The organism is Rhodococcoides fascians A44A, assembly GCF_000760735.1.
Lineage (GTDB): Bacteria > Actinomycetota > Actinomycetes > Mycobacteriales > Mycobacteriaceae > Rhodococcoides > Rhodococcoides fascians_E.
In genome coordinates this window covers 1,365,504-1,389,236 of record NZ_JMEX01000005.1, presented here as the reverse complement: position 1 = coordinate 1,389,236, position 23,733 = coordinate 1,365,504, and the positions used below count along the sequence as shown (strand labels likewise).

Sequence of the window (23,733 nt, the reverse complement as noted above, 5' to 3'; positions counted from 1 at the left end):
GAAGAACGTCCTCAGGCCACGGCCGAAGACGAGCTGGAACCGCACAGAGCGTGCGCGTCCCGAACCATGTCCTCCCACACCGCGGGCTGAGCCTCGCGCGAGAACGTCTCGCGGTCCCACCACATCAGCCGAGTCCGGTACTGATCGCTGGGGTACGCCGCCGCAGGCACGTCGACGTCGATACGACCACCCGACGACTCCCACTGACGGAGAACGTGGTCGGCGGCGCTGGCGAACAAGTAGCGACTTCCGGTCAGCTCGATGGTCGGCAGCGCCGTACGCGCCAACAGGGCCGAGACCTCGCGACCCGGGCTTCCCTTGCCCACCCAGGCGCTCTTCATCTCCACGATGCCGTAGGGCAACCGCGCTCGGAGTTGCCCGGTGACCACGTCGAGTCCGGGCGAGTTCTCCCACTCGACGAGGACATGCGACTGTTCGACGAGGGTGTACGGTCCCTGCGCGCGCACTCCCCCGAGCATCTCTCCGGACGAGTCGAGAACCACGTAGAAGAGAGTGGTCGTCGCACCGGACGCGACCTCGTCGATGTCCAGCGCTCGGGTCACCCCATGCCGCGAGTACGACGACCAGGCACCGTCGACGTATCGATCCCACAGTTCGGGTGCGGCCGCGGGTGTTGCGACCACGAGTTCCATCGTGCCATCTGTCGTCACGCTCGATCGCGGTCCGAAAGACGATCCGAGCAGGCTGTTCACCGAGGTGAGGCGAGGCCTGATGCCGCGGATGTCCCGGCCCTTGTACTGAACGGCCGAGTGGTGGACGGCCGAAGTGCGCGCTGATCCTGAGGTGTGTGCAACCACGTCTTGACTCCTTGAGAACGGTCCAGATCCCCGAATGGAACCGGACGAGGGCACTGCCGGACGGCAGTCCACTCATTCTTCCTGGTAGTTGGAGTCGTTTGCCCAGCTAGCCACTCCGATGACCTGCAGAAAGCCCGCAGGTGATGAGATCGCACACACGCGAGCAGGCCGCTTTCCAGATTTGCGGTTGAATCTTTGTGTCAGGTCACGACCACCATCGATGCCGCTCGCCACAGCGTCCGGGGCAGTGTTCCGCTACCTTGACGGCAGCGGCACGACTTCCGGCCGCATCGGACGAAGCAGCGAAGAACGAGGGTGACGTGGCAGAGCACGTTGTGTTGAATGTGGCCGAGACGGACGACCGCGAACTGTACGACGAGATTGCCGCGCGAAGCGGAATCCATGTCTTCGACACCACTGGCACACAACGTGAATCGCTCCGCGAGCTTCGTCCGGCACCGGCGGCGGACGTGCTCGAGGAACCTCTGCGGTGGGTGCACTACCCGTGGCGCCACGCGCTGCTTCGGGTCCTCGGTCCCGCTGCATTTCGGTTGCTCAGGTTGGATCGGAACCGAAACAAGATCACCGCGTCGGAGCAGAACGCCCTGTCCGATCTGCGCGTAGGCGTGGTCGGACTGAGCGTCGGACACGCCGTCGCGCACACTCTGGCCATCGAAGGCCTGTGCGGTGAACTACGTCTCGCGGACTTCGACGAGCTCGACCTGTCCAACCTCAACCGAGTCCCGGCGTCGCTCTTCGATCTGGACGTCAACAAGAGTGTCGTCGCATCCCGTCGAATCGCAGAGCTCGACCCGTACCTGTCGGTGGTCGAGTTCCAGGACGGGTTGACGCCCGAGACGATCGACTCGTTTCTGGACGGTCTCGACATCGTCATCGACGAATGCGATTCACTCGACGCGAAATTGACGCTTCGCGAGAACGCACGCCGCCGGGGCATACCGGTGATCATGGAGACCAGCGACGGCGGAATACTCGACGTCGAGAGGTTCGACGTGGAGCCGGATCGTCCCCTGCTGCACGGGCTGCTGGGCGACCTCGACGCCTCGGCGCTCCGCGACATCACACCGGCGCAAAAGGCGCCGCTGGCGGCACGAATTCTCGATCCCGCCAAGCTCACTCCGCGGATGCTCGCATCGGTGCCGGAGATCGGCAAGACGTTGTCGACGTGGCCTCAGCTCGGCAGCGACGTCGCGCTCGGTGGAGCATCCGTCGCGGCCGTCGTCCGATCCTTCGGCCTCGGAAACCCACCGAGCTCGGGCCGAGTCCGCATCAACCTCGATGCGCACATCGCGGCGATCGAGGACCTACGCACCGAAGCGTGAGAGCGCGCCCCTCAGCTGTGCCAGTCCACAGCGGTGAACGGCGCCTCGGTGGTGATTCGGCCTGCGATGCCCGCGTGAGCGAACTCCTTGGCCACGGACACTGCGTCGGCGACGTCGGTGCCCTTGGCGAGTTCCGCGGTGATCGCGGCGGCGAACACACATCCCGCGCCGGACACCCGCTCGTTACCGATCTTCGGCGCGCGTAGCACCGTGACGTCGGTTCCGTCGAAGAACACGTCGACGGCTTCGTCACCGGGCAGACCGGCGCCGCCCTTGACCGCGACGTAGCGCGGGCCGAGATCGGCGATGCGCCGGGCTGCCTCCGCGAGGTCGTCGACCGTCTCGAGCGACTCCATGCCGGACAGCGTCTGCGCTTCGAAGAGGTTGGGGGTGACGACGGTCGCGAGTGGAAGTATGTCGCTGCGCAGCGCATTGTCGGTGTCCAGGGCGGCGCCAGGCTCCTGCCCCTTGCAGATCAGAACCGGGTCGACGACGACGTGCCGCCACGGCTGCTGCCTGAGCGAGGTCGCGACGGTCTCCACGGTTTCCGGAGTTCCGAGCATCCCGATCTTGACGACGTCGAGAGCGTGCGCGGACGTGGCTGCCTCGATCTGGTCGGCGATGACCTGGCCGGCGATCGGGACGAATCGGTGACCCCAGCCCGACTTGGGGTCGAACGACACGATGCATGTGATGGTGCCGACGCCGTAGACACCCAGTTTCTCGAACGTCTTGAGGTCGGCCTGCAAGCCGGCACCTCCGGTCGCTTCCGAGCCTGCGATGACGTACGCGATCTTCGACATGCGGCCATTATTGCGGAGTACCCGATGCCCACTCGAATCGGACGCTGCCCTCGTGGTCACCGTCTTCCTTTTGTCCGATTCGATACAGTCGATGCAATGAACGACGCGTACCTTGCCGCAACCAGCACCGAACTCGGCGGAATCGCCGGGTGGGCAGTCGGCCTGATGGAGACCATCGGCGGACCGGGGGCAGGCATCGCCGTCGCCGCCGAGAACTTCTTTCCACCGTTGCCCAGTGAGATCATTCTTCCGCTGGCCGGCTTCACCGCGTCGCGCGGCGGAATGTCGCTCGCCGAAGCCTTGTTCTGGACCACCGCGGGATCCGTCGTCGGCGCACTGGTCCTGTACTGGCTCGGTATGAAACTGGGCCGGGATCGGATGTACGCGATCGTCGACCGAATCCCGTTCGTCGACACCGGCGACCTCGCCAAGGCCGAGGACTGGTTCACTCGGCACGGCCGCTCGGCGGTGTTCTTCGGCCGGATGATCCCCGTCGTCAGATCCGGCATCTCCATACCGGCTGGCGTGTCACGAATGCCGCTGGCCCAGTTCACCCTGTACACGACGCTCGGAAGCCTGCTCTGGAACTCGATCTTCGTCCTCGCCGGATTCTTCCTCGGTGAGAACTGGCACTATGTCGAGACCTACGCGTCGATCTTCCAGTACGTCGCAATCGGCGCCGCAGTCCTCCTCGTCGGATGGTTCGTGACGAAGAAGATCCGGGCACGTAAGTCCACCGAGCAGTCGACCGGTTCGGGCACCGATCGACCCGAGGGATGAGCGCTCAGTCCAGCAGCTCGGCGGTGCGCAGCGCCGCGCGCACGTCCTCGTGATGCCACTCGTCGAGTTCGACGAGCGGGAGGCGAATACCGCCGGCCATCAGACCCATCTCCGCCAGCGCCCACTTGACCGGGATCGGGTTGGGCTCGGCGAACAGGGCGCTGTGCAGACCCGCGAGCATCGCGTCGATCTCCGACGCCGACTCGGCGTCACCTGCGAGCGCGGCAGCACACATCCGGGCCATCGCCGCCGGTGCGACGTTGGCGGTCACGGAGATGTTGCCGTGGAATCCTGCGAGCATGCTGGCGCGGGCGGTGCCGTCGTCACCGGAGTACAGCGCAAAATCGTCCAGCTCGAGCGCGACGAGATCGCGGACCCGGTCCAGGTCACCGGCGGCTTCCTTCAGACCCACGATGTTCGGAATCTCGGCGAGTCGCGCGACGGTGGACGGCAGCATGTCGCACCCCGTACGAGACGGCACGTTGTAGAGGTACTGCGGGATGTCCACGGCCTCGGCGATCGCGCGGAAGTGCCGGTACAGGCCCTCCTGCGGCGGCTTGACGTAGTAAGGCGTCACCAGCAGGGCACCGTCGGCACCCGCGGCGAGCGCGGACTTGGTCAGGTGGATGGCCTCGGACGTCGAGTTCGCGCCGGTACCGGCGATGACGGGCACCCGGCCTGCCACGACGCCGATGGTCCGCCTGATCACCTCGGTGTGCTCGGACACCGACAGCGTCGATGCCTCGCCACTGGTGCCGACGGACACGATCGCGGACGTGCCTTCCGCCACCTGCCGTTCCACCAGTGCGTCGAGCGCGGAGGAGTCGACTTCGCCCGAGGTCTTCATCGGGGTGACAATTGCAACGACGCTGCCGGTGATCACGCTTCTGACGCCTTCCGTCATGTGTTCGAATTCCGCTCGGAATCGTAGACGAACATGGTGAATAGCCGAGAACAGGCACAGTGATGGGTCGTCTACGGTTAGGTGTGGAATCTCCGATCTCGAACTATCTCCGCACTGTGCTCGACGAGTGTCGCGGGTCCGACGGCGGATCCATCCCGCAGGGCAATGCGGAACTGGCACGGGCGGACACAGATTTGTTCGGTATCGCGCTCGCCACCGTCGGCGGCTCGGTCTACACCGCGGGCGACGCCGAGTACGAGTTCTCGGTTCAGTCCATCGCCAAGACCCTCGCATACGCGTTGGCCCTCGACGACCGTGGCCGCGACGCGATGGCCGAGGTCGTGGACACCGAACCGTCCGGTGATTCGTTCAACGAGATCTCGCTGGAACCCGAGACGGGCAGGCCGCGCAATGCGTTGATCAATGCGGGCGCGCTCGCGGTTCATTCGATGATCGAAGGTGCGTCCTCCGAAAATCGCGCCGAACGAGTCCGGTTGCTGCACAGTCGGCTTGCCGGCCGCGAGCTGTCCATCGACGCCGCGGTCCACGAAGCCGAGTTGGAGGCCGACGACCGCAACACCGGTATCGCACACCTGTTGAAGGCAGTGGGAGTCCTCGGGGCCGACCCCGCCGAGGTCGTCGACGGTTACGCCCGCCAGTGCGCGATCTCCGTGAACTGCCGCGACCTCGCGACCATCGCGGCGGTCATGGCAAACGGCGGTATCAGCCCGGAGACCGGAGAACGACTGCTCGACACCCAGCACAACCGGCACGTGCTGTCGGTGATGGCGACGTGTGGAATGTACGACGGCACCGGAAGTTGGATCTCCACGGTCGGGATTCCGGCGAAGAGCGGAGTGGCGGGCGCGATCATCGGAGTACTGCCCGGGCAGGTCGGCATCGCTGTCGTGTCACCGAACCTGAACGAGCACGGCAACAGTGTGCGCGGAGTGGCCGTGTTCGAACGGCTGTCGAGGGATCTCGAACTGCACATGATGCACGTCTCTCCGACCGGTGACTCTGCTGTCCGGACCACTGCCGACGGCGAAAACGAGGCGACCGTCGAGTTGCAGGGTGACCTCCGCTTCGCCGGAGCGGAGTCGATACTGGTCGCACTCTCTCGGACGACAGCGCGAGCATTGGTGCTCGACTTCGAACACGTCCGGGCAATCGACGACGCCGCCCGGTCGCTTCTGCAGCATGCCGTGGATCGACTGCGCGAGGAGAACCGAGACGTGACGATCAGAGATCCGCAGAACCTGATGTCGGCGCCCTGAGCTAGTCCCGTCGGCGCTTGGTCTTGGCCGCGTACATCTGTTGATCCGCTCGCGCCACGAGGGCCGCACAGTCCTCGTCGTCGAGACGCTCGACGGCACCGACGCTGACCGCCAGGGTCAACAACCTGCCGTTCCAGGCGACGGGCTCACCCGTCAGTGCGCGGTCGAGCACGATGCACAGGGCATCGAGTGACGGTTCGGGGGAAGGCTGCGGCAGCGCGACGACGAACTCGTCGCCCGCGAACCGGCCTGCGATGGCGTTGCCGGGCAACCACTCTCGCAATCGGAGCGCGACGGCTTCCAGGAGGCTGTCGCCGGCACTGTGCCCGTGGGTGTCGTTGACGATCTTGAGATTGTCGACGTCGATGAACGCCAAGGTCACCGCGCCATCGTCGGCAATCCAACTGTTCAGATGGTCGAGAAACACTGCCCGCCTGGACAGTCCGGTCAGATCGTCGCGCTCGGCTCGACTCCGCCACAGATGGGCGTCGTGCACCACGGGGTTGACCAGATCCATGCACACGATGAAGACCTCGTGCCCCGCCAGCACGCCGACACCCACGTGCATCCAGCAGGAGACGATCACACCGTCCTTGCGACGCAGCTGCCGCAGCGCCCTTCTCGGTTCGGTGCGTCCGTTGACGTCCACCGGCGACGACGCGATGTCGAGCGCCATCCGGCGGGCCGACACTCGCTCGGAATCCGGAATGAAATCGGTGACGGGCGCGCCGGTGAGATCGCCCGCGTCGTACCCGAGCAGCTCACGGCATTCCCCGTTCGCGGCGACGATCACCGAATCCAAGCTGTGCACCACGACGGCGATGGGGAGCTGAGCCACCACTGCGTCTATCGCGATGACCTCGTCCTCGGTGAAGCCTCGGACATCGGGACGACGGGTCGGCGTGTCGCCGAGTCCTGCCCCGCTGGTACCGCCCATCGAAAACCGCCCCGCCGCCGTGTCCAGTGAACAGCCGTCAACACTACAGAGCGAACCGCTCCGCGGCAGTCGAACAGAACGCTTCGCCTGATGCCGTCAACGCCAGGCAAACACGGGTTGCTCGAAGTCCGCGACCCGAGTGTGCCGCCGGTGCAGCACGACTTCCCTGAACTGGTGCACGATGGCGCCTGTCGGCGCATGCACCAGCGAGGTGCGAAACGGCCACTGAACCACGGGCTTGTCCGATTCCTCGATGTAGACGAATCGAGGGTCGGAATCGATCTCGGCGGCGTCGACCTCGTAGACGGTGGCGACCTCACCGGGGTCGACCGTCATCGTCGACAACGTGTCTCCGACCCACACCACGAACGGAGTGATGACGTATCCGGACCGGGTGCCGTAATCGTCGAGGCGGCCCAGGATGTCCGACGGCTCGGCCGTCAATCCGACCTCCTCGGCCAACTCCCGCAGACACGCCTGCGGCGCGGTCTCACCTGGGTCGAGGCTGCCGCCTGGCAGCGCGAATTGTCCTGGGTGCGCGCGGAGCTTCGAGGGCCTCTTCGTCAGGATCATCCGGCGGTCGCCGGCCGCCCCGCCGATCGCGACGGCCACCGCCGCTCGCCTACCGTCGACGCGGAGTTCCCGATGTTCGAAGTCCGCGAGCGCGGCCACCATGGCGTCGCGTTCCAGTCTCGATTCTTCGGCCATCTGCGAAGCCTAGACAGGTTCGGTCAGCACACCGAAGTGACGCACCGTGCCGGACAACCCTGGCACTTCCTGCCGGGGACTCCACGTCAGAAGTCCGTCCGCGCTGTCGGAGTAGAAATACTTTCCCTCGGTGTAGGCGTCGAAGTAGATTCGCCAGTGTCCGTTCGGCAACTGGACGACGGCGGGTCCTTCGACCAGCGCGCCCCAGTCCCCCGGCGGAACGAACGTGTAGGGCCCGGCGAGAGTGGGCGCTATCGCGTGTTCGAGCACCTTGTTCGTCTCGTTCTTCGTGAACGCGTGATAGACCGCTCCTGCTTTGACCACGGTCGTATCGATGCGATCGGCACCGAGGCCTGCAATGGGAAGCGGAAAGCTCCACTGCGTCAGCGACGGGTCGAGCGCGGTCATCAGATACGGGACGAACCCGCCCCCTGTCGACATGGACAAGATCAAGTTGACCCGATCCCCGTCGACGAACCACTCCGGTGCCCACGCCTTCGTGGTGAACGGTGAAAGAGAAGGTCCGTCCGACGACCCCGCGGAACCCGTCAGACCGGGAGGACCTGCCGAGCCGGTGCCGTCTCCGGTGCCCGGCAGAAACGCGCAACACAACGGGACGGGATAGTTGCCCATGGGCGTCCAGTCGACGCGATTGCTACTGCGCGCGAAACCGATGTTCGCTCCACCGCCCGTCGTGTACGCGACGTAGTACTGGCCGTCGGAATGCCGGAAGATGCTGGGGTCGCGAATCAGTCCGGACGGCGGCCGGAACGCGGCGTCACGAACGGATCGAAAGGCGCTGCCGTCGGTGGATTCGTACACGTCCATATCGCGGTCACTGGAGGTACTGAAGCCCACGATGGTGTACCGAACAGCGCCGGGCTGTGCCTCACCGATGCCCGCCCCTGCCACCGTCAGTCCCAGGACCAGGCAGAGGACCGTCCACAGAGCGGCGGGACCTGGACGCGCAGTCGGCTTCACCGTCAGGAGTATCCACGTAGACGCGCGTCGGGGGGTCACTTCCGCATGAACCTTGGTAATCGTTACAACAAAAAAGTGCGTTCACAACGGCTGTCACCGTTGTGAACGCACCGAGAGCGTTGTGAGGAGTGTGCGGCTACACCGTCGCCGGGACGTCGTCGAACGCGTCCAGCAGCTCTCCCCGTACCAGGAACGAATACGCGCCCGCACCCGTCGGCTCGTTCTGAACCAACACCAATCCGTCGTCTCGAACGTCGCCGATGGTCACGACCACCGTGCTCTCCCCCGCTGTGAACCTAGCTCTGTCTCCGATTTGCACGAGGACCTAGGTACCCGCTCGCAGTGCTTCCAAACTCCACCGTGAACCCGAATGTCGAGGCCGACGCTCGATACAGTGCACCCATGCACACTCCTGCTTATCCGAATGTCCTGGTCACCGGCGCGTCCGGGGGCATCGGCCGGGCCACGGCACGAGCATTCGCAGCAGCTGGACATCGCGTGGCCGTGCACTGTTCGACGGCAGTCGACGCTGCGGCGAACACAGTGGAACTCCTCGACGGCACCGGACACATCACCGTCGCCGGTGATCTCTCGTCGCCGACGGGTGGGCCGGGGATTGTCGACGAGGTGATCGACCGCTTCGGAAGTGTGGACGTGTTGATCAACAACGCCGCCGTCGGGCCGACCGAAACGAACCGGCATCCCATCACCGAGGGGTCGTTCGAGGAATGGGAGTCGGCCTGGCGAGAGATGCTGCAGGTCAATCTCATCGGAGCGGCTCATACGACATGGGCCTTTGCCCGCCACCTCGTAAACAGGGGCAGGCCAGGATCGATAGTCTCGGTCGGCTCGAGGGGCGCACTCAAAGGGGAGCCGGACTACCCCGCGTACGGTGCAAGCAAGGCCGGACTGCATGCGTTCAGCCAATCGATGGCGGCAGCGCTTGCACCGCACGATATTTCGGTCACCGCTGTCGCGCCCGGGTTCGTGTCCAGCGAACGCCAGGCGGCCACACTGGCCGGAGAACGCGGCGACGACATCCGTCGCCAGAGTCCGTTCGGCCGAGTAGGCACACCGGAGGAGATAGCGTCGACGATCGTCTTTCTCGCCTCACCCGAAGCCGCCTGGTGCAGCGGCACGGTGGTCGACGTCAACGGGGCGTCGTACCTACATCCGTGAGTGCATGGATGGAACGGTCACCGCACCACGTCGTACACGACCTTGACGACGCCGTTGGAGTACGCCTCGGATTCGCGGAGAACGAGACGCTGCTCCGGGCGTGAGTCGTGGCCGAAAAGATTTTTGCCGGACCCGAGGACGACGGGGAACACCAGCAGGTTGTAGCGGTCGATGAGTCCGGCGTCGGCCAGACTGCGGGCAAGTTCGCCGCTGCCGTGGATGAAGATGGCTCCCCCGTCGGATTCCTTGAGAGCTGCGACGTCCTCGGCCGATTTCAGGATGGTCGTCTCGCCCCAACCGTCGACCAGAGCCGTCTCGTCGAGAGTCGTCGACACGATGTACTTGGGGAGGTCCTTGTAGCTCGCGTGGTCCTCGGACCCGACCCAGACCGGCGCGAAAACCTCGTAGCTGCGGCGGCCGAACATCAGTGCCGTCGTCTCCTGCAGTTCCTCGCCCTTCAGCGAGAACGCCTCGGGTACGAACTCGGTGCGCACCACCCAACCACCGCTGGGGTGTCCTTCCTCTTCACCGCCCGGCGAATCCAGCACGCCGTCGACCGACATGAAACCCGTCCACACCAATTCACGTGCCATCCGATATTTCCCCAGTTCTCGTTGGTCCTGTGTGATCCCGCGAGGCACCCTGTCACGCCCCACCGGATCACTGTACAAACCGGACCACCCATTCCAGAAGTGCCGAGTGGAACGTGAACGGCAGAAAAATCTACGCGTCGTGACCGATGTTCCGCAGCCCGCCCGTCGCGCATGATCGTCTTCGAACACCCTGCACGCCCTGCCGAAGACCGCAACGGCACCCTCACACCGGAGAGCGAGAAACCACATGTCCGAGCCGAAGAACCTCAATCCGCTCTCCATATTCACCGGCTTCATTCCCTGGATCGCGTTCTCTCTGGTCGCGCAGAGAATGGCGGCCAACGGCGTCGCCTGGAGCGCACTGTTGGCCGCGGCCATCGGTCTGGTGTTCGTCGTCCGAGGCCGACGCACGGGCAACCCCACGATGATGGACATGTACTCGCTGGTCCTCTTCTCCCTGATCGCCGTCGTCGGCTTCGTCGGCGGCGAGAACATCGACAACTGGCTCTTCGAGTGGGGCCGGCCGCTCGTCGGCGTCGTACTCGGCCTCATCCTGCTGGCCACGGCATCCACGCGCCCGTTCACCGCCGAGTACGCGAAACGGTCTACTCCTCAGGAGTACTGGACCTCGCCGCTGTTCCGACGCATCAACTTCGTCCTGTCCGCCACCTGGGGCGTCGCGATCACCGTGATGGGCGCCGCGTCCGTACTCGTCACCGCCCTCGACGCGCACGCCACCGGAACCGACAGCCCCTATCTGATCGACTTCTTTCTCAATTGGGCGGTACCGATCATCCTGATCGTGGTCATGGTGCACGTGACCAACACCTACCCGGACAAAGCAAGCGCCCAGGCCGCCGCCCGCCTCGGCGACGCCGCCTGACCGACGAGAACGAAAGACCCGGTGCCGTGACGGCACCGGGTCTTTCTCGTTCACAGGAACCTTCCAGCCGAGAGCCAGGGTTCTCACCGGATCGACACCCACTATTGAACCTACTGAGCCACCGAGTGCCCCAGAGGAGCAATAGACATGACCCGAGTACCAGAACCCACCGATACGCCCGACGGCCCGGCTTACGAAGGGCGCCTTCTCGATCGGCCCACCGAGGAGGTCGTCGATCAAGGTGCCCGCTTCGACATGACCACGTTGGTGACTCGTCGTAGAGTTCTCAGCGTCGTGGGCGCCGGGGCAGGCGCGTTCGCGTTGGCAGCGTGTTCCACCTCGTCGGATACTGGCAGTGCAGCCGCGTCCACGACGACATCGGCCGGTTCCACGACGGCGACCGCCACCGACGAAATTCCCGAGGAGACCAATGGCCCTTACCCGGCCGACGGCACCAACGGTGTCAATGTCCTCGAGGAGTCCGGAATCGTTCGCAGCGATGTGACGTCGAGCCTCGACGGCGGCACCACTGTGTCGGGAGTGCCTCTTTCGCTGACCTTCTCGGTCACGGACCTGGCGAACGGCAACAACCCGTACGACGGAGTCGCCGTCTACATGTGGCAGTGCGATGCAGCCGGCCTCTACTCGATGTATTCCGAAGGCGTCGAGGACGAGACGTATCTTCGCGGAATCCAGGTCGCCGATTCCAACGGACAGGCCACCTTCCAGACCATCGTCCCCGGTTGCTACAGCGGACGCTGGACGCACATCCACTTCGAGGTCTATCCGGACGCGGCCTCCGCAACGACTGCCGAGAATGCAATCGCCACATCCCAGATTGCATTTCCTCAGGACATGCTCGACACGATCTATCAGCTCGACACCTACCCCGGCTCGGCCGAGAACCTCGCTCAGATCGGCAGCCTCGACAACGACAACGTGTTCGGTGACGGCTACGACCTGCAGATGGGAACGTTCTCCGGAGACGCCGCTTCCGGGTACGTCGGATCGTTGGCAGTAGCCGTGGATGCCGGCACCGAACCCACGATGAGTGCACCTCCCGGCGGCGGCGGACCGGGAGGAGGTGGCCAGCCGCCGATGGGCGGCGGCACCCCGCCCGCAGGCGGACCGCCGAACGTCGGCTCCCAGGGCTCCAACTGATCTCGCTACTTCACTTCGACACTTAGGAAAACACCATGTTGCACAACCTGACCGGATGGCACGCACTCATCGTCCTCGCCATTCTCCTGCTCGTCTTCGGCTCCACCAAACTTCCGTCGCTCGCCAAGGGCGTCGGCCAATCTCTGCGGATCCTCAAGGACGAGGTGCGTGAGGAGACGGCCGGCTCGTCGACTCGTGACCGCACCGGTGCCGAGAACGACACCACGACCGTTCCGTACCGACACGCATCATGACCGCAGCGACTACCACCGTGCGCGGCACGATGCCGCTGGCCGGTCATCTTCGCGAGGCTCGACGCCGCGCGACGCGCGCGGCGGTGTCGCTGCTGATCGGCATCGTGATCGGGTTTCTGCTGTCCGATTCGATACTCGACGTTCTGCGCACCCCGGTCGAAGAGTTGGCCGCGACACGGGCTGCCAGTTTGAACTACGACACTGTGACCGGCGCGTTCGATCTCCAGCTGAGAATTGCCCTGTTCGCGGGAATCATCGTGTCCAGCCCGGTCTGGCTGCGCGAGCTGTTCGCCTATCTCGCACCGGGGTTGAACAAACGCGAGAAGAAATACGTCGTCGGATTCTCGGCTGCGGCCGCGCCGCTCTTCGCCGCTGGTTGCGCCTTCGGGTTCCTGTTGTTCCCGCGCATGGTCAGCGTGCTGGCCGGCTTTTCGTCCGACCAGGACAGCACCATCCTGAACGCGTCCTACTACGTGGACTTCGTCATGAAGATCGTCCTTGCGACCGGAATCGCTTTCGTACTTCCGGCGTTTCTGGTCATGCTGAACTGCCTGGGGATCGTGTCTGCGCACGCCCTGCGGCGCAGCTGGCGCGTAATGGTCGTCGTCATCGCGCTTTTCAGCGCGCTCGTCACCCCGGCGGCCGACGTTCTGTCCATGTTCCTCGTCGCGCTCCCGATGTCGGGGCTGTTCGGTGCAGCCCTCGCCATCACAGCGGTGCACGACAAGAGAGCTTCCCGACGCTCACTCCACGACACACCACTGTCCACGCACTCCTGAAACCCGGAGCACCACCATGTTCGGTTTGACCTTCGAAAAACTCTTCCTGGTCGCAGTCATCGCCGGATTCCTTCTCGGCCCCTCGCGCCTACCCGGCTACGCGCGCAAGTTAGCTCACGGGGTCCGCTCGCTTCGTGACTTCGTCGACACCACGCGCACCGAGGCAGAGGAGGAAATGGGGGTCAAGTTGCGACGCAGCGAATGGGAATCGATCGATCTGCGGCAGTACGATCCCCGGCGAATCGTCCGCGATGCGTTGAACGAGAAGGACGCACAGCCCTCGGATGCACTACCGGAAGACGCACCGTTCGCCGAGGCGGTCACCGTGCGGCCGGGTCAGAAGTACCTCGTGACGGGGACCTCGTCGCACCCGAAGCGAATACTCATCGCCTCTCTTCCCGAGAGCGACCCGCGGCGCATGGCTGCCGAGGTGGACCCTGCAAAGTGCGAGTCTGTGGTGACAGTCGAGAAAACCTGAGATTTTCACCCCTCCGCCTGCTCGTCCTCTTCGGGTTCGAAGGACGACTGGTCGGTGTGCCCGACAGCAACTCCGTCGTCGGTGTCCGGGATGGACCCGTCCTTGCCCAATCCGTCGTCGCCGCTGCCGGTGTTCTTGTCGGTGGGTGTCTCGCTGGTGCTCATCGTCGAACTCCCTGTGTCGGTACTGCTGTTGTCGGTAGTGCTGCTTACCTCCCCGGCATCGCATCAAACCTTCGGGGTAGCACGCCCGCTACGCCGTACCTTCACCACCGGGAGCGGCGAGCGGAGGCTGGGGCGTTTTCTGGGGCGGGTGTGGGGCCCCGAGTGGGGGTGCGGGTGGTCCAGCAGGAGGTGTCGGCGCACACTCGCCGGACGGCGCTGCCGGAGGCGCGGGCGGAGGAGGAAGTTCCCCGCCGCCCGGTGGCGTCGGAGGCACCGGAGGCACCGGAGGCACGCCGTCCTCAGGGACTGCGGGAGGCGTTGGTGGCGTCGCGCAGTCGTCAGGTGGCGACAGCGGTGGTTGCGGCGGCACCGGCCGTGACGAGTCGTCGGCGTGCGACTTGTCGGTCGTCACCGGCGGCGGGGCGGAAGGCGGCCCGTCGGCGGCGGCGATACCCGCCCCGGAGATCGTTGCCAGCGCCAGAATTCCCGCACCCAGGGTGACTCGCCGAGCGTCGAAGTGCTTGATCTTCATCGTTGTCCTCTCTCGGTCCGTGATTCGGTCCAAGAGACAACCTCGTCGGCGAAACTGAAGTACGGCTGAAGAGTGGCCGGACGACACTGTTCCTTCAGCCAGTCTTCAGGAGCGACATCCGACGCTGCCGCATGATGGGAGGGTGAACGAAAGTCGAAACGCCGGTGCTGCCCGGGTGCTGGTCGTCGAGGACAGCGACACCATCGGCATGTCGGTCGTTGCTGCGCTGGAGCACGACGGACACATCGCGCTGCGTCGCCCGGACGGTAGCGACCTGGAATCGACGCTGACCCAGTTCGCTCCGGACCTGGTCATTCTGGACATCATGTTGCCTGGACGCAGCGGCATCGAGCTACTGCCGACCATCAAGTCGAAATGTGATGCGGCAGTGCTGCTGTTGACCGCCAGGGACGCGGTGGCCGACCGAGTCGACGGGCTTCGCGGCGGGGCCGACGACTACCTCGTCAAACCTTTCGACATGGCGGAACTGCTTGCTCGCGCCGTCGCGCTGCTGCGCAGGCTCGGACGAACTCCGAGCACCATCCGGAGCGGCGACGTGTTGATCGACTCCGAGGCTGGATCGGCGTCGCGGGCAGGAGTCGATCTTCAACTCACTTCCACCGAATGGCGACTACTCACCTACCTGGCCCGCCAACGGGGGCGCACCGTGAGCAAAGTCCAGATCCTGACGCAGGTGTGGGGATACGAGAACTACGATCCCAACCTGGTCGAGGTCCACATCAGTTCGCTGCGCAAGAAGCTCGAGCTGCACGGACCCCGCGTGATCGGCACCGTCCGAGGCATCGGGTACGTGCTGCTCTCATGACGAAACCCGGAACGGGGTTGCGAACCGCGTCGCTGCGACGCCGTCTCGTCATCTCGACGATCGTCGCGGTGATTCTCGTGCTGGGGGCAGCGGTAGCAGCGACGGAGATACTCGTCGGTGCACAGTTGAAGGCAACGGCCACCGCGCAGCTGGACGACCGCGTGCAGCGAGCCCGGTCGATCCACGACACGGGTGCCGACCCGGCCGCCGTCGTCACAGCGGCCCAAGGCGGGGGAACCACCGCTCGATTGGTCACCACCGACGGACGAACGTACGGAAACCCCGATCTCGACGCGGAGGCGCCCACTCCTGCTCCCCCGCAGCCGGGAGACCCCGCGGCTCCCCCGGCCGCTCCGCTTCAGCCTCCCGGCCCCCCGCCGTCGGGTACCGACTCGGAGTCCGTGACGACCCAGCTGTCCGACGGTTCCCTGCTCACGGTCGCGGTGGACACCGCAGCCATCTCCGATGTTCGAGACCAACTCCGATCCGTACTCGTCGCCGTGTTCTTGGTTGCGCTCGTTCTCGTCGGCCTCGCCGTCGTGGTCATCGTTCGAACGTCACTGAGACCGCTGCATCAGATGACCGTACTTGCCCGACGCATCGCGAGCGGCGCTCGAGGCGACCGGCTCGACCCGGACCGGACGAACACCGAAATCGGGAGCGCTGCCGCAGCTTTCGACGAGATGCTCGATTCGGTCGAGGCCGCGGAACAGAGAGAACGGGCCACCTCGGCGAGAACACGATAGTTCTTCGACGATGCAGCCCATGAACTGAGAACACCGATTGCCGGCATTCGCGCCGCTGCGGAGACCTTGATCCGCGCCGGCGCCGACGCCGACGTGAACGTGAGAGAAGAATTGGAAGTGCTGCTGGTTCGTGAGTCGGGTCGAGCCGCGCGTCTCGTCGACGACCTGCTGTCGCTGGCACGAATCGACGAGGGCGTTGTCGTCGACCGTCGGCCGGTGGATCTCGACGCACTCGTCGCGGCGGACATCGAACGACTTTCCGTCGCAGCCCCGGGCCGGACCATCGAGGCGCACGGCAGGAAGGGCGTCGTTGCGGAGGGCGATCCGCTCAGACTTGCACAGATTCTCGCCAATCTGACCAACAATGCAGTCGCCTATTCTCCGCACGACGAACCCGTGTCCATCACGATCTCGCACACCGTCCACGACATCCGACTTGCAGTACGTGACAACGGTATCGGCATACCAGCCGGAGAACGAGAACGCGTCTTCGAGCGCCTCGTCAGGCTGGATCGGGCCCGAACGATCGGGTCCGGATCAGGACTCGGGCTGTCCATCGCACGTGATCTCGCCCGCGCCCACGGAGGAGAGCTCGAATGCCACGGAAACGCACCGGAGAACGGATCGACGTTCGTACTCCTGTTGCCCCGAGGGCTCGTGACGACGTCTGCACCGTCGAGGGCGTCCCAGCACCGCGTGGCGTCCCCGCAGCAGGCAGGAAGGCGCGCCCTCGGCTGATGCCACCTGGGCAGTATGGTCGACGAATGACTGTGCGAGCGGGTGTGGTGGTCACCGGAACCGAAGTTCTGTCCGGTCGGGTGACCGACAGGAACGGGCCATGGGTAGCGCAACAGCTGCTGGAGATGGGCGTGGACGTCGCGCACATCACGGTCTGCGGTGACCGACCCGCCGACCTGACAGCGCAGGTGCAATTTCTTGCCGACCAACATGTCGATCTGATCATCACGACCGGCGGCCTGGGTCCGACAGCCGACGATCTGACCGTAGCGACGGTCGCCGCACTGTACGGCCGCGAATTGCATCTAGATCCGGAACTCGAACGGCACATCGACGCGATCGTCGAGAGATGGCGAAGCCGGATGAGTTCCGCGATCGACTCCGAGCCGTTGCAGGCAGGTATCCGAAAGCAAGCGTTGGTTCCGGTTGGCGCACTGTCCATTCCGCCGACCGGAACCGCACCGGGTGTCGTCGTGCCGGCCGACCGAGCCGGGGGCTTGCCTGCTGTGCTGATCCTGCCCGGGCCTCCTCGTGAGCTCCAGGCGATGTGGCCCGCTGCGCTCGAGACCGGGCCGGTCGCCGAGGTTCTGGCCCGACGCACGCAGATCCGTCAGAGCACCATCCGTGCGTACACCTTGTCCGAGGCCGACCTCGCCGCCACTCTGCGGACCGCTGAACGTCGGATCGCGGGATTCGACGATCTCGAGATCACCACCTGCTTACGACTCGGAGAACTCGAAATCGTGACCCGCTACGCGGAGAGTGCAGTGTCGTCGTACGCGGAGCTCGTGGCGCTGATCGACGAACATCATGGTGCTCGAGTCTTTTCCGACGACGGGTCCACGATCGACGACATCGTGGCCGACCGGCTGGCCGGCCGCCGAATCGGCACCGCAGAATCGTGCACAGGTGGAATGATCGCCGCCCGCCTCACCGATCGAGCGGGCTCGTCGGCCTATGTCGTCGGCGCCGTCGTGTCCTACGCGAACGAGACCAAGATCGGTCTTCTCGACGTCCCCGCCGACATGATCGACGAGCACGGCGCCGTCAGCGAACCGGTGGCGGCCGCGATGGCGGAGGGGGCGTTGAGGCGAGTCGGCGTCGATATCGCGGTCTCCACCAGCGGGATCGCGGGTCCCGGGGGTGGCACCGACCTCAAGCCGGTCGGCACCGTCTGCTTCGCCATCGCCGAAACCGGTCGACCGACCCGCACCCGCACCCTTCGGCTCCCCGGCGACCGGGCGAGCGTACGAGCACTGTCCACGACCGCAGCCATGCACATGATCGCCGACGCCCTGGCACCCGCCCGGTGAAAGTAGCGCGAGAGCACGTCTAAATTTAACCCTTTACTTATATAAGTATCAGTTGATACTCTGCACCGGTGCACGCTTTCGACATTCTCGGCGACCCGGTGCGCCGACGGGTTCTGGAGTTGCTCGCGGACGGCGAGCAGACTTCCGGCGCGCTAGCGGAGGTGATTCGCGCCGAATTCGCGATCTCCCAGCCTGCTGTCTCGCAACACCTACGCGTGTTGCGCGAGAGCGGATTCACCTCCGTGCGGGCCGAGGGCGTGCGTCGGTACTACGCGGTGGAACCAGGTCCGCTGAGCGAGGTCGACCTGTGGCTGAACCGTTTTCGCCGATTCTGGGATCAACGCCTCGACGCATTGGAGACCGAGTTGGCACGAGGCAGACGAGCAGCCGACTCGGCAGGTCGACCGAAGCTCGACACCGACGACGATCACGCCGATCGAACAACGAAGGAGACATGAACGTGAGGGATGTACTGAACGAATTGGCCGCCGCGCGCAGGACAGTGGGAGCGGGCAGCCTCCCCGCAGGCGATGCGTACACCATCGAGATCCGCCGTCGGTACGACGCGGGGATCGACGACGTGTGGAGTGCCCTCACCGACCCCGACCGCGTCGCTCGTTGGCTCGCAGCAGTGTCGGGCGACCTGCGCCTCGGAGGGAAGTTCGCCCTGGACAGTGGGGAGTACGGCGAGATCCTGGCATGCGATGCACCGGATCTGTTGAAGGTCACCTGGATGTTCGGGCCGGAAGCCGATGCATGGCCAGGCACCAGCGAGGTGCAGGTCCGCCTGTCCCCGGGGCAGAACGGCGGTACCGAATTCGAACTGGTCCACGCAGCGGTACTGGCAGAGCCTCTTTTTCCGACCTACGGTCCCGGCGCAGGCGGCGTCGGCTGGGACCTGCATGTTCTCGCCCTGTCCGCCTTCCTCGACGGCGGCGACACCGTCGATCACGATGCGCTGCAGGCTTCCCCGGAAGGCCGCGAGTTCGTTCGTCGGAGCGCCGCGGGATGGGGTGAAGCGCATCTGGCTTCGGGCGGCGACGCCGATCACGTCGCATCCGCGGTCGAGGCCACTACCAAGTTCTATGCGCCCGATCCGAACTGACCTCGAACAACCGTTATATATACAAGAAGTAAATTTTCGTAACCTGTATTGACAAGTGGCCTGTCAGGGTCGACAGTCGATGCATGCACTCACAACGAAACTACGACGTCGTGATCGTCGGCTCGGGCATCGTCGGGCTCGCTCACGCCTATCACGCCCATCGGCGGGGACTGACGGTCGCCGTCGTCGATCACGCGGACACCATTGCCGGCGCGTCGGTCCAGAACTTCGGACATGCCTGCATCACGGCGCAATCGGGCGAGGCATCGGACTACGCCCGAGCCGGACGCAGGCATTGGCTGGATCTGGCCGCATCCGCCGGCTTCTGGGCTCGCGAATCGGGAACACACTGCGTCGCCAAGCACGACGACGAGCTCGAGGTTCTTCGACAGTTCGCTGCCGTTCGCGGCCCCGAAGAGGCTCGACTTCTCGATCGAGGCCAGATCCTGGAGCGACTGCCCATTGCCGCCGACGGCGTGACCGGCGGCCTGTACATGCCTCTCGACCTCCAGGTGGATCCCCGTCAGGCAGCACCGGCGATCGCCGCCTGGCTCGAGTCTTCCGGCGTGGACTTCCACTGGCGAACGGCTGCAACGTCGTTCGATACCGGCACCGTCCACACGTCGCGGGGAGATCTTCGTGCCGACACCATCTTCGTGACGGTGAACTACGACATCGATCGACTGTTCCCCGAGTACGCAGAGCGCGGCGGCCTTCTGAGGTGCCGCCTGCACATGATGCGGGCGCGGATCGAATTACCGACGCCACTGCCCACTCCCGTGTTCACCGGTTGGTCGTTGCTTCGCTACTCGGGTTTCGACGGTTTGCCCGCGACCACCGACGTCGCAGCCCGGCTCGCAGAGCAGTACCCCGCCTACACGGCCCTCGATCTACATCAGATGTACACACCGCAACCCGATGGATCGATCCTCCTCGGAGACACCCACGTTCGAGACATCTCCACCTCACCGTTCCAGAGCGAAGCCGGGTTCGACGCCCTGATCACCGAGGCGAAAGCCATGTTCGGCGTCGCCGCGATCGATGTCTCCGAGCGTTGGCAAGGCGTCTACAGTTCTGCGCCCGACTCGGAGTTCCTACGCGTCGAACCGATCCCGGGTGTGCACGTCGTCACCGTCACCACCGGTATAGGCATGACCACGAGCATGGGGCTGGCCCAGTCCAGCCTCGATCACGCACTCGCACAACCCATCGTTACCTCGATAGGAGTAGACGCATGAACACCTCGCACACCCACCCGATCGATCTTGTCGTGTTCGACATGGCAGGAACCACCGTCGAAGACAGTGGTCTGGTCCAACGATCGTTCGCTGCTGCCGACGAACATGCGGGCCTCTCCCACGATTCGGATGAGAAGGCACGCATGCTGCAGTACGTCACCGACACCATGGGCCAATCCAAGATCGAGGTGTTCAGACACCTGAGTGGGGGCAACGAAGAACAAGCGCAGTCCGCCAACAAGGCTTTCGAACGGTGCTACGGCCAACTGGTCGCCGACGGCGCCTGCAGTGCTGTTCCAGGGGCCGAGCATCTCTTGGCGGAGTTGCGGTCGACCGGGGTCGCCACCGCTCTGACAACAGGATTCGCCCACGAGACTCAGCAGGCCATCCTGGCCGCTCTCGGCTGGCAGGACGTCGCGGACATCGTGCTGTGCCCAGGTGACGGTGTACGTGGACGGCCGTTCCCTGACATGCCGCTGACTGCGCTTCTCCGTTCGGGCGCGTCATCGGTTCAGTCGATGCTCGTGGTCGGTGACACCACGTCCGACATCACCAGCGGAATTCGATCGGGCGCTCGGGCTGTCGTCGGAGTTCTGACTGGTGCGCACAACGCAGACCAGCTCCGTGCAGCGGGAGCAAGCCACGTCGTCGACAGCGTCGCCGACCTCCCGTCTGTACTCGACACGCTGCGCTGATCGGCTCCGTTCGACATTCTCTCTCAGGTACGACTTTTCTCAGGTTTCCGCGGAGCAGGGCCCGGCCGGCCCTGTCCGCCGAATCCATCGGCCGGGCTCCGGTAGGACGAACCCAAGGCCACTCCGTCCGTGTCGTGAAGGTCTCTCACGATTCTCGCCCGTTCGTCGCTTCTCGCGACCAGGGCGCAACTTTCTTCTACGCTCATTTCGCACGACGCTGCGAGAGCTCTCGCACGTCCGAACCAAGGTGCACACGATGACGAAAGCCCTGAGCTCGACCCACGAGAAGATCGCCCGTTACGAACGTTGGCGGTTCCAGATCTTTGCGATCACCTGGATTGCCTACGCCGGTTTCTACTTCACCAGACAGGCGTTCTCCGTTGCCAAACTGGGGATTCTCGAAGACCCCGTGCTGTCCGTGACTCTCACCAAGTCCACCCTGGCCAATCTCGACGCTGTCTACCTGGCTGCGTACGCGGCCGGCCAATTCTTGTGGGGATCGGTCTCCGACCGGTACGGGCCGAGGATTGTCGTCCTCGGAGGTCTGGCCATCTCCGCTGTCGCGACTTTGTTCATGGGACTGCTTCCCGCGCTTGTGTTTCTGCTGCCGCTCATGATCGTTCAAGGCCTGTCGCAATCCACGGGATGGTCAGGAACCTTGAAGAACATGTCGCAGTTCTTCTCCATCTCCGAACGCGGCCGCGTCCTGGGCTTGTGGAGTACCAACTACGCATTCGGTGGCCTCGTCGCCGCGCCCGTGCTTGGGTGGTTCGCATACAGTCTCTTCGACGGCTGGCGGGCGGCGTTCACGACAGGTGCGCTCATCGTGGCCGCGGTCTTCGTTCTCGTGTTGGTGTTCCAACGAAACAGTCCGACAGATGTGGGGCTGCCACCGATCGAGGACTATCACCCCAGTGCGGACATTGCCCCACTCGAGGCCGAATCCGCTGTTGCCGAACCGACCCGGTCCGTTCGTGAAACCTTCGCCGTGGTGATCAAGGACCGTATGGTGATGACGCTCGGCGCGGCCTACTTCCTGCTCAAACCCGCTCGCTACGCAATCCTGTTGTGGGGTCCGGTCATCGTCGCCGAACGGCTGCAGGGTGCGGACAACTTCGTCGCCATCACCGTACCCATCGCATTCGGCATCGCAGGCGTGCTCGCGCCCATTCTGATCGGCAGGATCTCCGACAAGGTGTTCAAAGCACGACGTATACCTGCGTGCGTACTGAGTCTCGTTGCCCTGACAATGGTCCTGGCACTGTTCACACCACTGACCGCAGCGGGGAACGTCTGGATCATGGTGGCCGTTCTCGCAGTCATCGGATTGACCATCTACGGTGCCGACGCCATGATCTCGTGTGTGTCCGCGGTGGATTTCGGAACTTCGAAACATGCTGGAGCAGCCGCAGGCATCGTCAACGGTTGTGGATCCATCGGTGCGATCTTCGGTGGGCTCCTGCCCGGCTACCTCGACACGACAACACTGTTCTACGGCTTCGCCGGCGCAGCGTTCCTGGCGATGCTGCTCCTGCTGCCGCACTGGAATCGCATGCCTGCCGCCGACTGAGCGGCTCGGTCAGCTACCGGAGTTGTCGGGAGCGATCATCCGCGGGTCGACGGTTCGTGAGTTGACGATGCTGAACACCACTTGATCCGACCGATAGCGATCGTCCGCGTATTCGAACGCGATCCCGTACTGGTCACGCGAGGTCCGACGCTCTCGGAGCAACGGACTACCCTCGGCGATCCCGAGGCTGTCGGCATCGACCGAATCGGCCGAGACAGCGTCGAGCACATGTGACATCGACTCGAAACGCACTCCCCGACCGGTGAGGTAATCGGTGATCGAGCCCGAGTCGGTCTCGAATTCGAACAGCAGTGAGCCGACGGCGTCGACGAAGACGCTTCTCTCGATCATCGTCGGTTCGCCGTCCAGGTACCGAACACGCACCACCTCGACGACGAAATCGTCGGGCTCGATTCCGAGCGCCGTGACGGCCGATGGAGATGCCCGACGACGCGACACTTCCAGGGTTTTGCTTCCCGCCTCGCGCCCCGTTCTCCTGGCCCATTGGGAGAACGGGGTGAAGGTGTCCAGGGTCTGCGCCGCATCGTTGCTCCGCACCACTGCGGGGCGGCCTTGCGACAGTTGCACGAGGCCTTCGGCAGACAACGACGCCAGTGCCTGACGGACCGGGCCTCGTGAGACCTCGTACTGGGCGCACAGTGCACTCTCGCTCGGCAAGGAATCTCCGACAGCGTATTCACCGTTGGTGATGGCCGAACGGAGTTGCCGAGCAACGAACTCGTGCCTTGCCTCGGCCACGTCCGATCACCTCCCACCATGCTTCGATCCGATCCTCATCGTAATCCGCGCCCAGGCACGCACCGGTAACCACACCGTGGCCGTCGACGTCGGGCGCTTCGTGCGCTTGTTTCGCCGTGCGAGAGGGCAGGTGTGGTGCAGACTTCGTACCGGGTCGGTGAAGTGAAGG

29 protein-coding genes and 1 pseudogene are annotated in these 23,733 nt (G+C 64.7%); 19 read left to right on the top strand and 11 right to left on the bottom strand.

Annotated features, from left to right (window positions below; genetic code table 11):
* Positions 1-11: 11 nt before the first annotated feature.
* Entirely contained in the window at positions 12-818 is an 807-nt protein-coding gene (locus tag BH95_RS10080) for a hypothetical protein (RefSeq protein WP_020111246.1), read from the bottom strand.
* A 260-nt stretch (positions 819-1,078) separates the two neighbouring features.
* On the opposite strand from BH95_RS10080, the gene BH95_RS10075 reads away from it, so the two are divergent.
* A complete protein-coding gene (locus tag BH95_RS10075; RefSeq protein WP_052059994.1) occupies positions 1,079-2,161 on the top strand; it encodes an Rv1355c family protein in 1,083 nt (360 codons plus the stop codon).
* 11 nt (positions 2,162-2,172) lie between these two features.
* Here the strand turns inward: BH95_RS10075 and thiD are convergent, their stop codons facing one another.
* Complete coding sequence (thiD, locus tag BH95_RS10070; RefSeq protein ID WP_019663419.1) at positions 2,173-2,964, bottom strand: bifunctional hydroxymethylpyrimidine kinase/phosphomethylpyrimidine kinase; 792 nt, start codon at positions 2,962-2,964, stop codon at positions 2,173-2,175.
* Between the two features lie 96 nt (positions 2,965-3,060).
* Here thiD and BH95_RS10065 point away from each other — a divergent pair, with 96 nt between their 5' ends.
* Complete coding sequence (locus tag BH95_RS10065) at positions 3,061-3,744, top strand: DedA family protein (protein ID WP_020111249.1); 684 nt, start codon at positions 3,061-3,063, stop codon at positions 3,742-3,744.
* Between the two features lie 4 nt (positions 3,745-3,748).
* On the opposite strand, the gene dapA is transcribed toward BH95_RS10065, so the two are convergent.
* Positions 3,749-4,648, bottom strand: a complete 900-nt coding sequence (dapA, locus tag BH95_RS10060; RefSeq protein ID WP_037181779.1) for a 4-hydroxy-tetrahydrodipicolinate synthase — start codon at positions 4,646-4,648, stop codon at positions 3,749-3,751.
* Positions 4,649-4,731: 83 nt separating this feature from the next.
* Between dapA and glsA the strand changes: the two genes are divergently transcribed.
* Positions 4,732-5,925, top strand: a complete 1,194-nt coding sequence (glsA, locus tag BH95_RS10055; protein WP_037181777.1) for a glutaminase A — start codon at positions 4,732-4,734, stop codon at positions 5,923-5,925.
* Position 5,926: 1 nt separating this feature from the next.
* Here glsA and BH95_RS10050 read toward each other — a convergent pair whose 3' ends face one another.
* The 4 genes from BH95_RS10050 to BH95_RS29055 form a co-directional block, all read right to left on the bottom strand.
* Positions 5,927-6,862, bottom strand: a complete 936-nt coding sequence (locus BH95_RS10050; protein ID WP_019663415.1) for a sensor domain-containing diguanylate cyclase — start codon at positions 6,860-6,862, stop codon at positions 5,927-5,929.
* Positions 6,863-6,958: 96 nt separating this feature from the next.
* A complete protein-coding gene (locus BH95_RS10045) occupies positions 6,959-7,570 on the bottom strand; it encodes an NUDIX hydrolase (protein WP_019663414.1) in 612 nt (203 codons plus the stop codon).
* A 9-nt stretch (positions 7,571-7,579) separates the two neighbouring features.
* A complete protein-coding gene (locus BH95_RS10040) occupies positions 7,580-8,551 on the bottom strand; it encodes an arabinofuranosidase (RefSeq protein ID WP_037157928.1) in 972 nt (323 codons plus the stop codon).
* A 136-nt stretch (positions 8,552-8,687) separates the two neighbouring features.
* Positions 8,688-8,825: a hypothetical protein gene (locus tag BH95_RS29055; protein ID WP_020111254.1), complete on the bottom strand. Its 138-nt coding sequence runs from the start codon at positions 8,823-8,825 to the stop codon at positions 8,688-8,690.
* Positions 8,826-8,953: 128 nt separating this feature from the next.
* On the opposite strand from BH95_RS29055, the gene BH95_RS10035 reads away from it, so the two are divergent.
* Positions 8,954-9,730: an SDR family NAD(P)-dependent oxidoreductase gene (locus BH95_RS10035; RefSeq protein ID WP_026347487.1), complete on the top strand. Its 777-nt coding sequence runs from the start codon at positions 8,954-8,956 to the stop codon at positions 9,728-9,730.
* A 17-nt stretch (positions 9,731-9,747) separates the two neighbouring features.
* Here the strand turns inward: BH95_RS10035 and BH95_RS10030 are convergent, their stop codons facing one another.
* Positions 9,748-10,323, bottom strand: coding sequence for a dihydrofolate reductase family protein (locus tag BH95_RS10030; RefSeq protein WP_037181774.1), 576 nt, complete (start codon positions 10,321-10,323; stop codon positions 9,748-9,750).
* 247 nt (positions 10,324-10,570) lie between these two features.
* On the opposite strand from BH95_RS10030, the gene BH95_RS10025 reads away from it, so the two are divergent.
* The 5 genes from BH95_RS10025 to BH95_RS10005 all read left to right on the top strand — a co-directional run bounded on the left by BH95_RS10025 (position 10,571) and on the right by BH95_RS10005 (position 13,878).
* Positions 10,571-11,206 carry a hypothetical protein gene (locus BH95_RS10025; protein WP_037181771.1) on the top strand — a complete coding sequence of 212 codons (636 nt, stop codon included), beginning with the start codon at positions 10,571-10,573 and terminating at the stop codon, positions 11,204-11,206.
* Between the two features lie 147 nt (positions 11,207-11,353).
* Positions 11,354-12,367 carry an intradiol ring-cleavage dioxygenase gene (locus BH95_RS10020; RefSeq protein ID WP_019663408.1) on the top strand — a complete coding sequence of 338 codons (1,014 nt, stop codon included), beginning with the start codon at positions 11,354-11,356 and terminating at the stop codon, positions 12,365-12,367.
* Positions 12,368-12,402: 35 nt separating this feature from the next.
* Positions 12,403-12,621, top strand: coding sequence for a twin-arginine translocase TatA/TatE family subunit (locus tag BH95_RS10015; RefSeq protein ID WP_019663407.1), 219 nt, complete (start codon positions 12,403-12,405; stop codon positions 12,619-12,621).
* Positions 12,618-13,400, top strand: a complete 783-nt coding sequence (gene tatC, locus BH95_RS10010) for a twin-arginine translocase subunit TatC (RefSeq protein ID WP_019663406.1) — start codon at positions 12,618-12,620, stop codon at positions 13,398-13,400. Before BH95_RS10015 ends, tatC begins: the two co-directional genes overlap by 4 nt.
* A 16-nt stretch (positions 13,401-13,416) precedes the next feature.
* On the top strand, positions 13,417-13,878 hold the full coding sequence (locus tag BH95_RS10005; RefSeq protein WP_037144371.1) for a twin-arginine translocase TatA/TatE family subunit: 462 nt from the start codon (positions 13,417-13,419) through the stop codon (positions 13,876-13,878).
* A 5-nt stretch (positions 13,879-13,883) separates the two neighbouring features.
* Here the strand turns inward: BH95_RS10005 and BH95_RS29050 are convergent, their stop codons facing one another.
* Together BH95_RS29050 and BH95_RS29495 are read right to left on the bottom strand one after the other, a co-directional pair.
* A complete protein-coding gene (locus tag BH95_RS29050; protein ID WP_019663404.1) occupies positions 13,884-14,042 on the bottom strand; it encodes a hypothetical protein in 159 nt (52 codons plus the stop codon).
* Between the two features lie 88 nt (positions 14,043-14,130).
* On the bottom strand, positions 14,131-14,574 hold the full coding sequence (locus tag BH95_RS29495) for a hypothetical protein (protein ID WP_244164880.1): 444 nt from the start codon (positions 14,572-14,574) through the stop codon (positions 14,131-14,133).
* A 142-nt stretch (positions 14,575-14,716) separates the two neighbouring features.
* Between BH95_RS29495 and BH95_RS10000 the strand changes: the two genes are divergently transcribed.
* The 10 genes and pseudogenes from BH95_RS10000 to BH95_RS09965 all read left to right on the top strand — a co-directional run bounded on the left by BH95_RS10000 (position 14,717) and on the right by BH95_RS09965 (position 22,805).
* Complete coding sequence (locus BH95_RS10000; RefSeq protein WP_037181769.1) at positions 14,717-15,400, top strand: response regulator transcription factor; 684 nt, start codon at positions 14,717-14,719, stop codon at positions 15,398-15,400.
* A complete protein-coding gene (locus BH95_RS27775; protein WP_052059993.1) occupies positions 15,397-16,146 on the top strand; it encodes a HAMP domain-containing protein in 750 nt (249 codons plus the stop codon). Before BH95_RS10000 ends, BH95_RS27775 begins: the two co-directional genes overlap by 4 nt.
* 12 nt (positions 16,147-16,158) lie before the next feature.
* Positions 16,159-16,329 (top strand): annotated as a pseudogene (locus BH95_RS29780) (histidine kinase dimerization/phospho-acceptor domain-containing protein); the annotation flags it as partial.
* Positions 16,330-16,362: 33 nt separating this feature from the next.
* Positions 16,363-16,884, top strand: coding sequence for a sensor histidine kinase (locus BH95_RS27770; protein WP_279615041.1), 522 nt, complete (start codon positions 16,363-16,365; stop codon positions 16,882-16,884).
* Positions 16,885-16,910: 26 nt separating this feature from the next.
* On the top strand, positions 16,911-18,197 hold the full coding sequence (locus BH95_RS09990; RefSeq protein WP_037181765.1) for a competence/damage-inducible protein A: 1,287 nt from the start codon (positions 16,911-16,913) through the stop codon (positions 18,195-18,197).
* A 68-nt stretch (positions 18,198-18,265) separates the two neighbouring features.
* Positions 18,266-18,655 (top strand): ArsR/SmtB family transcription factor, encoded by a 390-nt coding sequence (locus tag BH95_RS09985; protein ID WP_037181762.1) that lies wholly within the window; start codon positions 18,266-18,268, stop codon positions 18,653-18,655.
* Positions 18,652-19,302 carry an SRPBCC domain-containing protein gene (locus BH95_RS09980; protein ID WP_052059991.1) on the top strand — a complete coding sequence of 217 codons (651 nt, stop codon included), beginning with the start codon at positions 18,652-18,654 and terminating at the stop codon, positions 19,300-19,302. The genes BH95_RS09985 and BH95_RS09980 overlap by 4 nt, the downstream gene beginning before the upstream one ends.
* Before the next feature lie 83 nt (positions 19,303-19,385).
* Positions 19,386-20,540, top strand: a complete 1,155-nt coding sequence (locus BH95_RS09975) for a TIGR03364 family FAD-dependent oxidoreductase (protein ID WP_037181760.1) — start codon at positions 19,386-19,388, stop codon at positions 20,538-20,540.
* Positions 20,537-21,235, top strand: a complete 699-nt coding sequence (locus BH95_RS09970) for a phosphonatase-like hydrolase (protein ID WP_019663398.1) — start codon at positions 20,537-20,539, stop codon at positions 21,233-21,235. Before BH95_RS09975 ends, BH95_RS09970 begins: the two co-directional genes overlap by 4 nt.
* Before the next feature lie 256 nt (positions 21,236-21,491).
* Positions 21,492-22,805 (top strand): MFS transporter, encoded by a 1,314-nt coding sequence (locus tag BH95_RS09965; protein WP_037181757.1) that lies wholly within the window; start codon positions 21,492-21,494, stop codon positions 22,803-22,805.
* A 9-nt stretch (positions 22,806-22,814) separates the two neighbouring features.
* Here BH95_RS09965 and BH95_RS09960 read toward each other — a convergent pair whose 3' ends face one another.
* Complete coding sequence (locus tag BH95_RS09960) at positions 22,815-23,564, bottom strand: GntR family transcriptional regulator (RefSeq protein ID WP_019663396.1); 750 nt, start codon at positions 23,562-23,564, stop codon at positions 22,815-22,817.
* Positions 23,565-23,733: the final 169 nt, after the last annotated feature.

What these genes read in the sequence shown, in the direction of transcription:
- thiD (WP_019663419.1), bottom strand. Translation starts at nt 2,964, where the DNA reads ATGTCGAAGATCGCGTACGTCATCGCAGGCTCGGAAGCGACCGGAGGT.
- BH95_RS10065 (WP_020111249.1), top strand. Translation starts at nt 3,061, where the DNA reads ATGAACGACGCGTACCTTGCCGCAACCAGCACCGAACTCGGCGGAATC.
- dapA (WP_037181779.1), bottom strand. Translation starts at nt 4,648, where the DNA reads ATGACGGAAGGCGTCAGAAGCGTGATCACCGGCAGCGTCGTTGCAATT.
- BH95_RS10050 (WP_019663415.1), bottom strand. Translation starts at nt 6,862, where the DNA reads ATGGGCGGTACCAGCGGGGCAGGACTCGGCGACACGCCGACCCGTCGT.
- BH95_RS10045 (WP_019663414.1), bottom strand. Translation starts at nt 7,570, where the DNA reads ATGGCCGAAGAATCGAGACTGGAACGCGACGCCATGGTGGCCGCGCTC.
- BH95_RS10035 (WP_026347487.1), top strand. Translation starts at nt 8,954, where the DNA reads ATGCACACTCCTGCTTATCCGAATGTCCTGGTCACCGGCGCGTCCGGG.
- BH95_RS10030 (WP_037181774.1), bottom strand. Translation starts at nt 10,323, where the DNA reads ATGGCACGTGAATTGGTGTGGACGGGTTTCATGTCGGTCGACGGCGTG.
- BH95_RS10025 (WP_037181771.1), top strand. Translation starts at nt 10,571, where the DNA reads ATGTCCGAGCCGAAGAACCTCAATCCGCTCTCCATATTCACCGGCTTC.
- BH95_RS10020 (WP_019663408.1), top strand. Translation starts at nt 11,354, where the DNA reads ATGACCCGAGTACCAGAACCCACCGATACGCCCGACGGCCCGGCTTAC.
- BH95_RS10015 (WP_019663407.1), top strand. Translation starts at nt 12,403, where the DNA reads ATGTTGCACAACCTGACCGGATGGCACGCACTCATCGTCCTCGCCATT.
- tatC (WP_019663406.1), top strand. Translation starts at nt 12,618, where the DNA reads ATGACCGCAGCGACTACCACCGTGCGCGGCACGATGCCGCTGGCCGGT.
- BH95_RS10005 (WP_037144371.1), top strand. Translation starts at nt 13,417, where the DNA reads ATGTTCGGTTTGACCTTCGAAAAACTCTTCCTGGTCGCAGTCATCGCC.
- BH95_RS29050 (WP_019663404.1), bottom strand. Translation starts at nt 14,042, where the DNA reads ATGAGCACCAGCGAGACACCCACCGACAAGAACACCGGCAGCGGCGAC.
- BH95_RS29495 (WP_244164880.1), bottom strand. Translation starts at nt 14,574, where the DNA reads ATGAAGATCAAGCACTTCGACGCTCGGCGAGTCACCCTGGGTGCGGGA.
- BH95_RS27775 (WP_052059993.1), top strand. Translation starts at nt 15,397, where the DNA reads ATGACGAAACCCGGAACGGGGTTGCGAACCGCGTCGCTGCGACGCCGT.
- BH95_RS09990 (WP_037181765.1), top strand. Translation starts at nt 16,911, where the DNA reads ATGACTGTGCGAGCGGGTGTGGTGGTCACCGGAACCGAAGTTCTGTCC.
- BH95_RS09980 (WP_052059991.1), top strand. Translation starts at nt 18,652, where the DNA reads ATGAACGTGAGGGATGTACTGAACGAATTGGCCGCCGCGCGCAGGACA.
- BH95_RS09975 (WP_037181760.1), top strand. Translation starts at nt 19,386, where the DNA reads ATGCACTCACAACGAAACTACGACGTCGTGATCGTCGGCTCGGGCATC.
- BH95_RS09970 (WP_019663398.1), top strand. Translation starts at nt 20,537, where the DNA reads ATGAACACCTCGCACACCCACCCGATCGATCTTGTCGTGTTCGACATG.
- BH95_RS09965 (WP_037181757.1), top strand. Translation starts at nt 21,492, where the DNA reads ATGACGAAAGCCCTGAGCTCGACCCACGAGAAGATCGCCCGTTACGAA.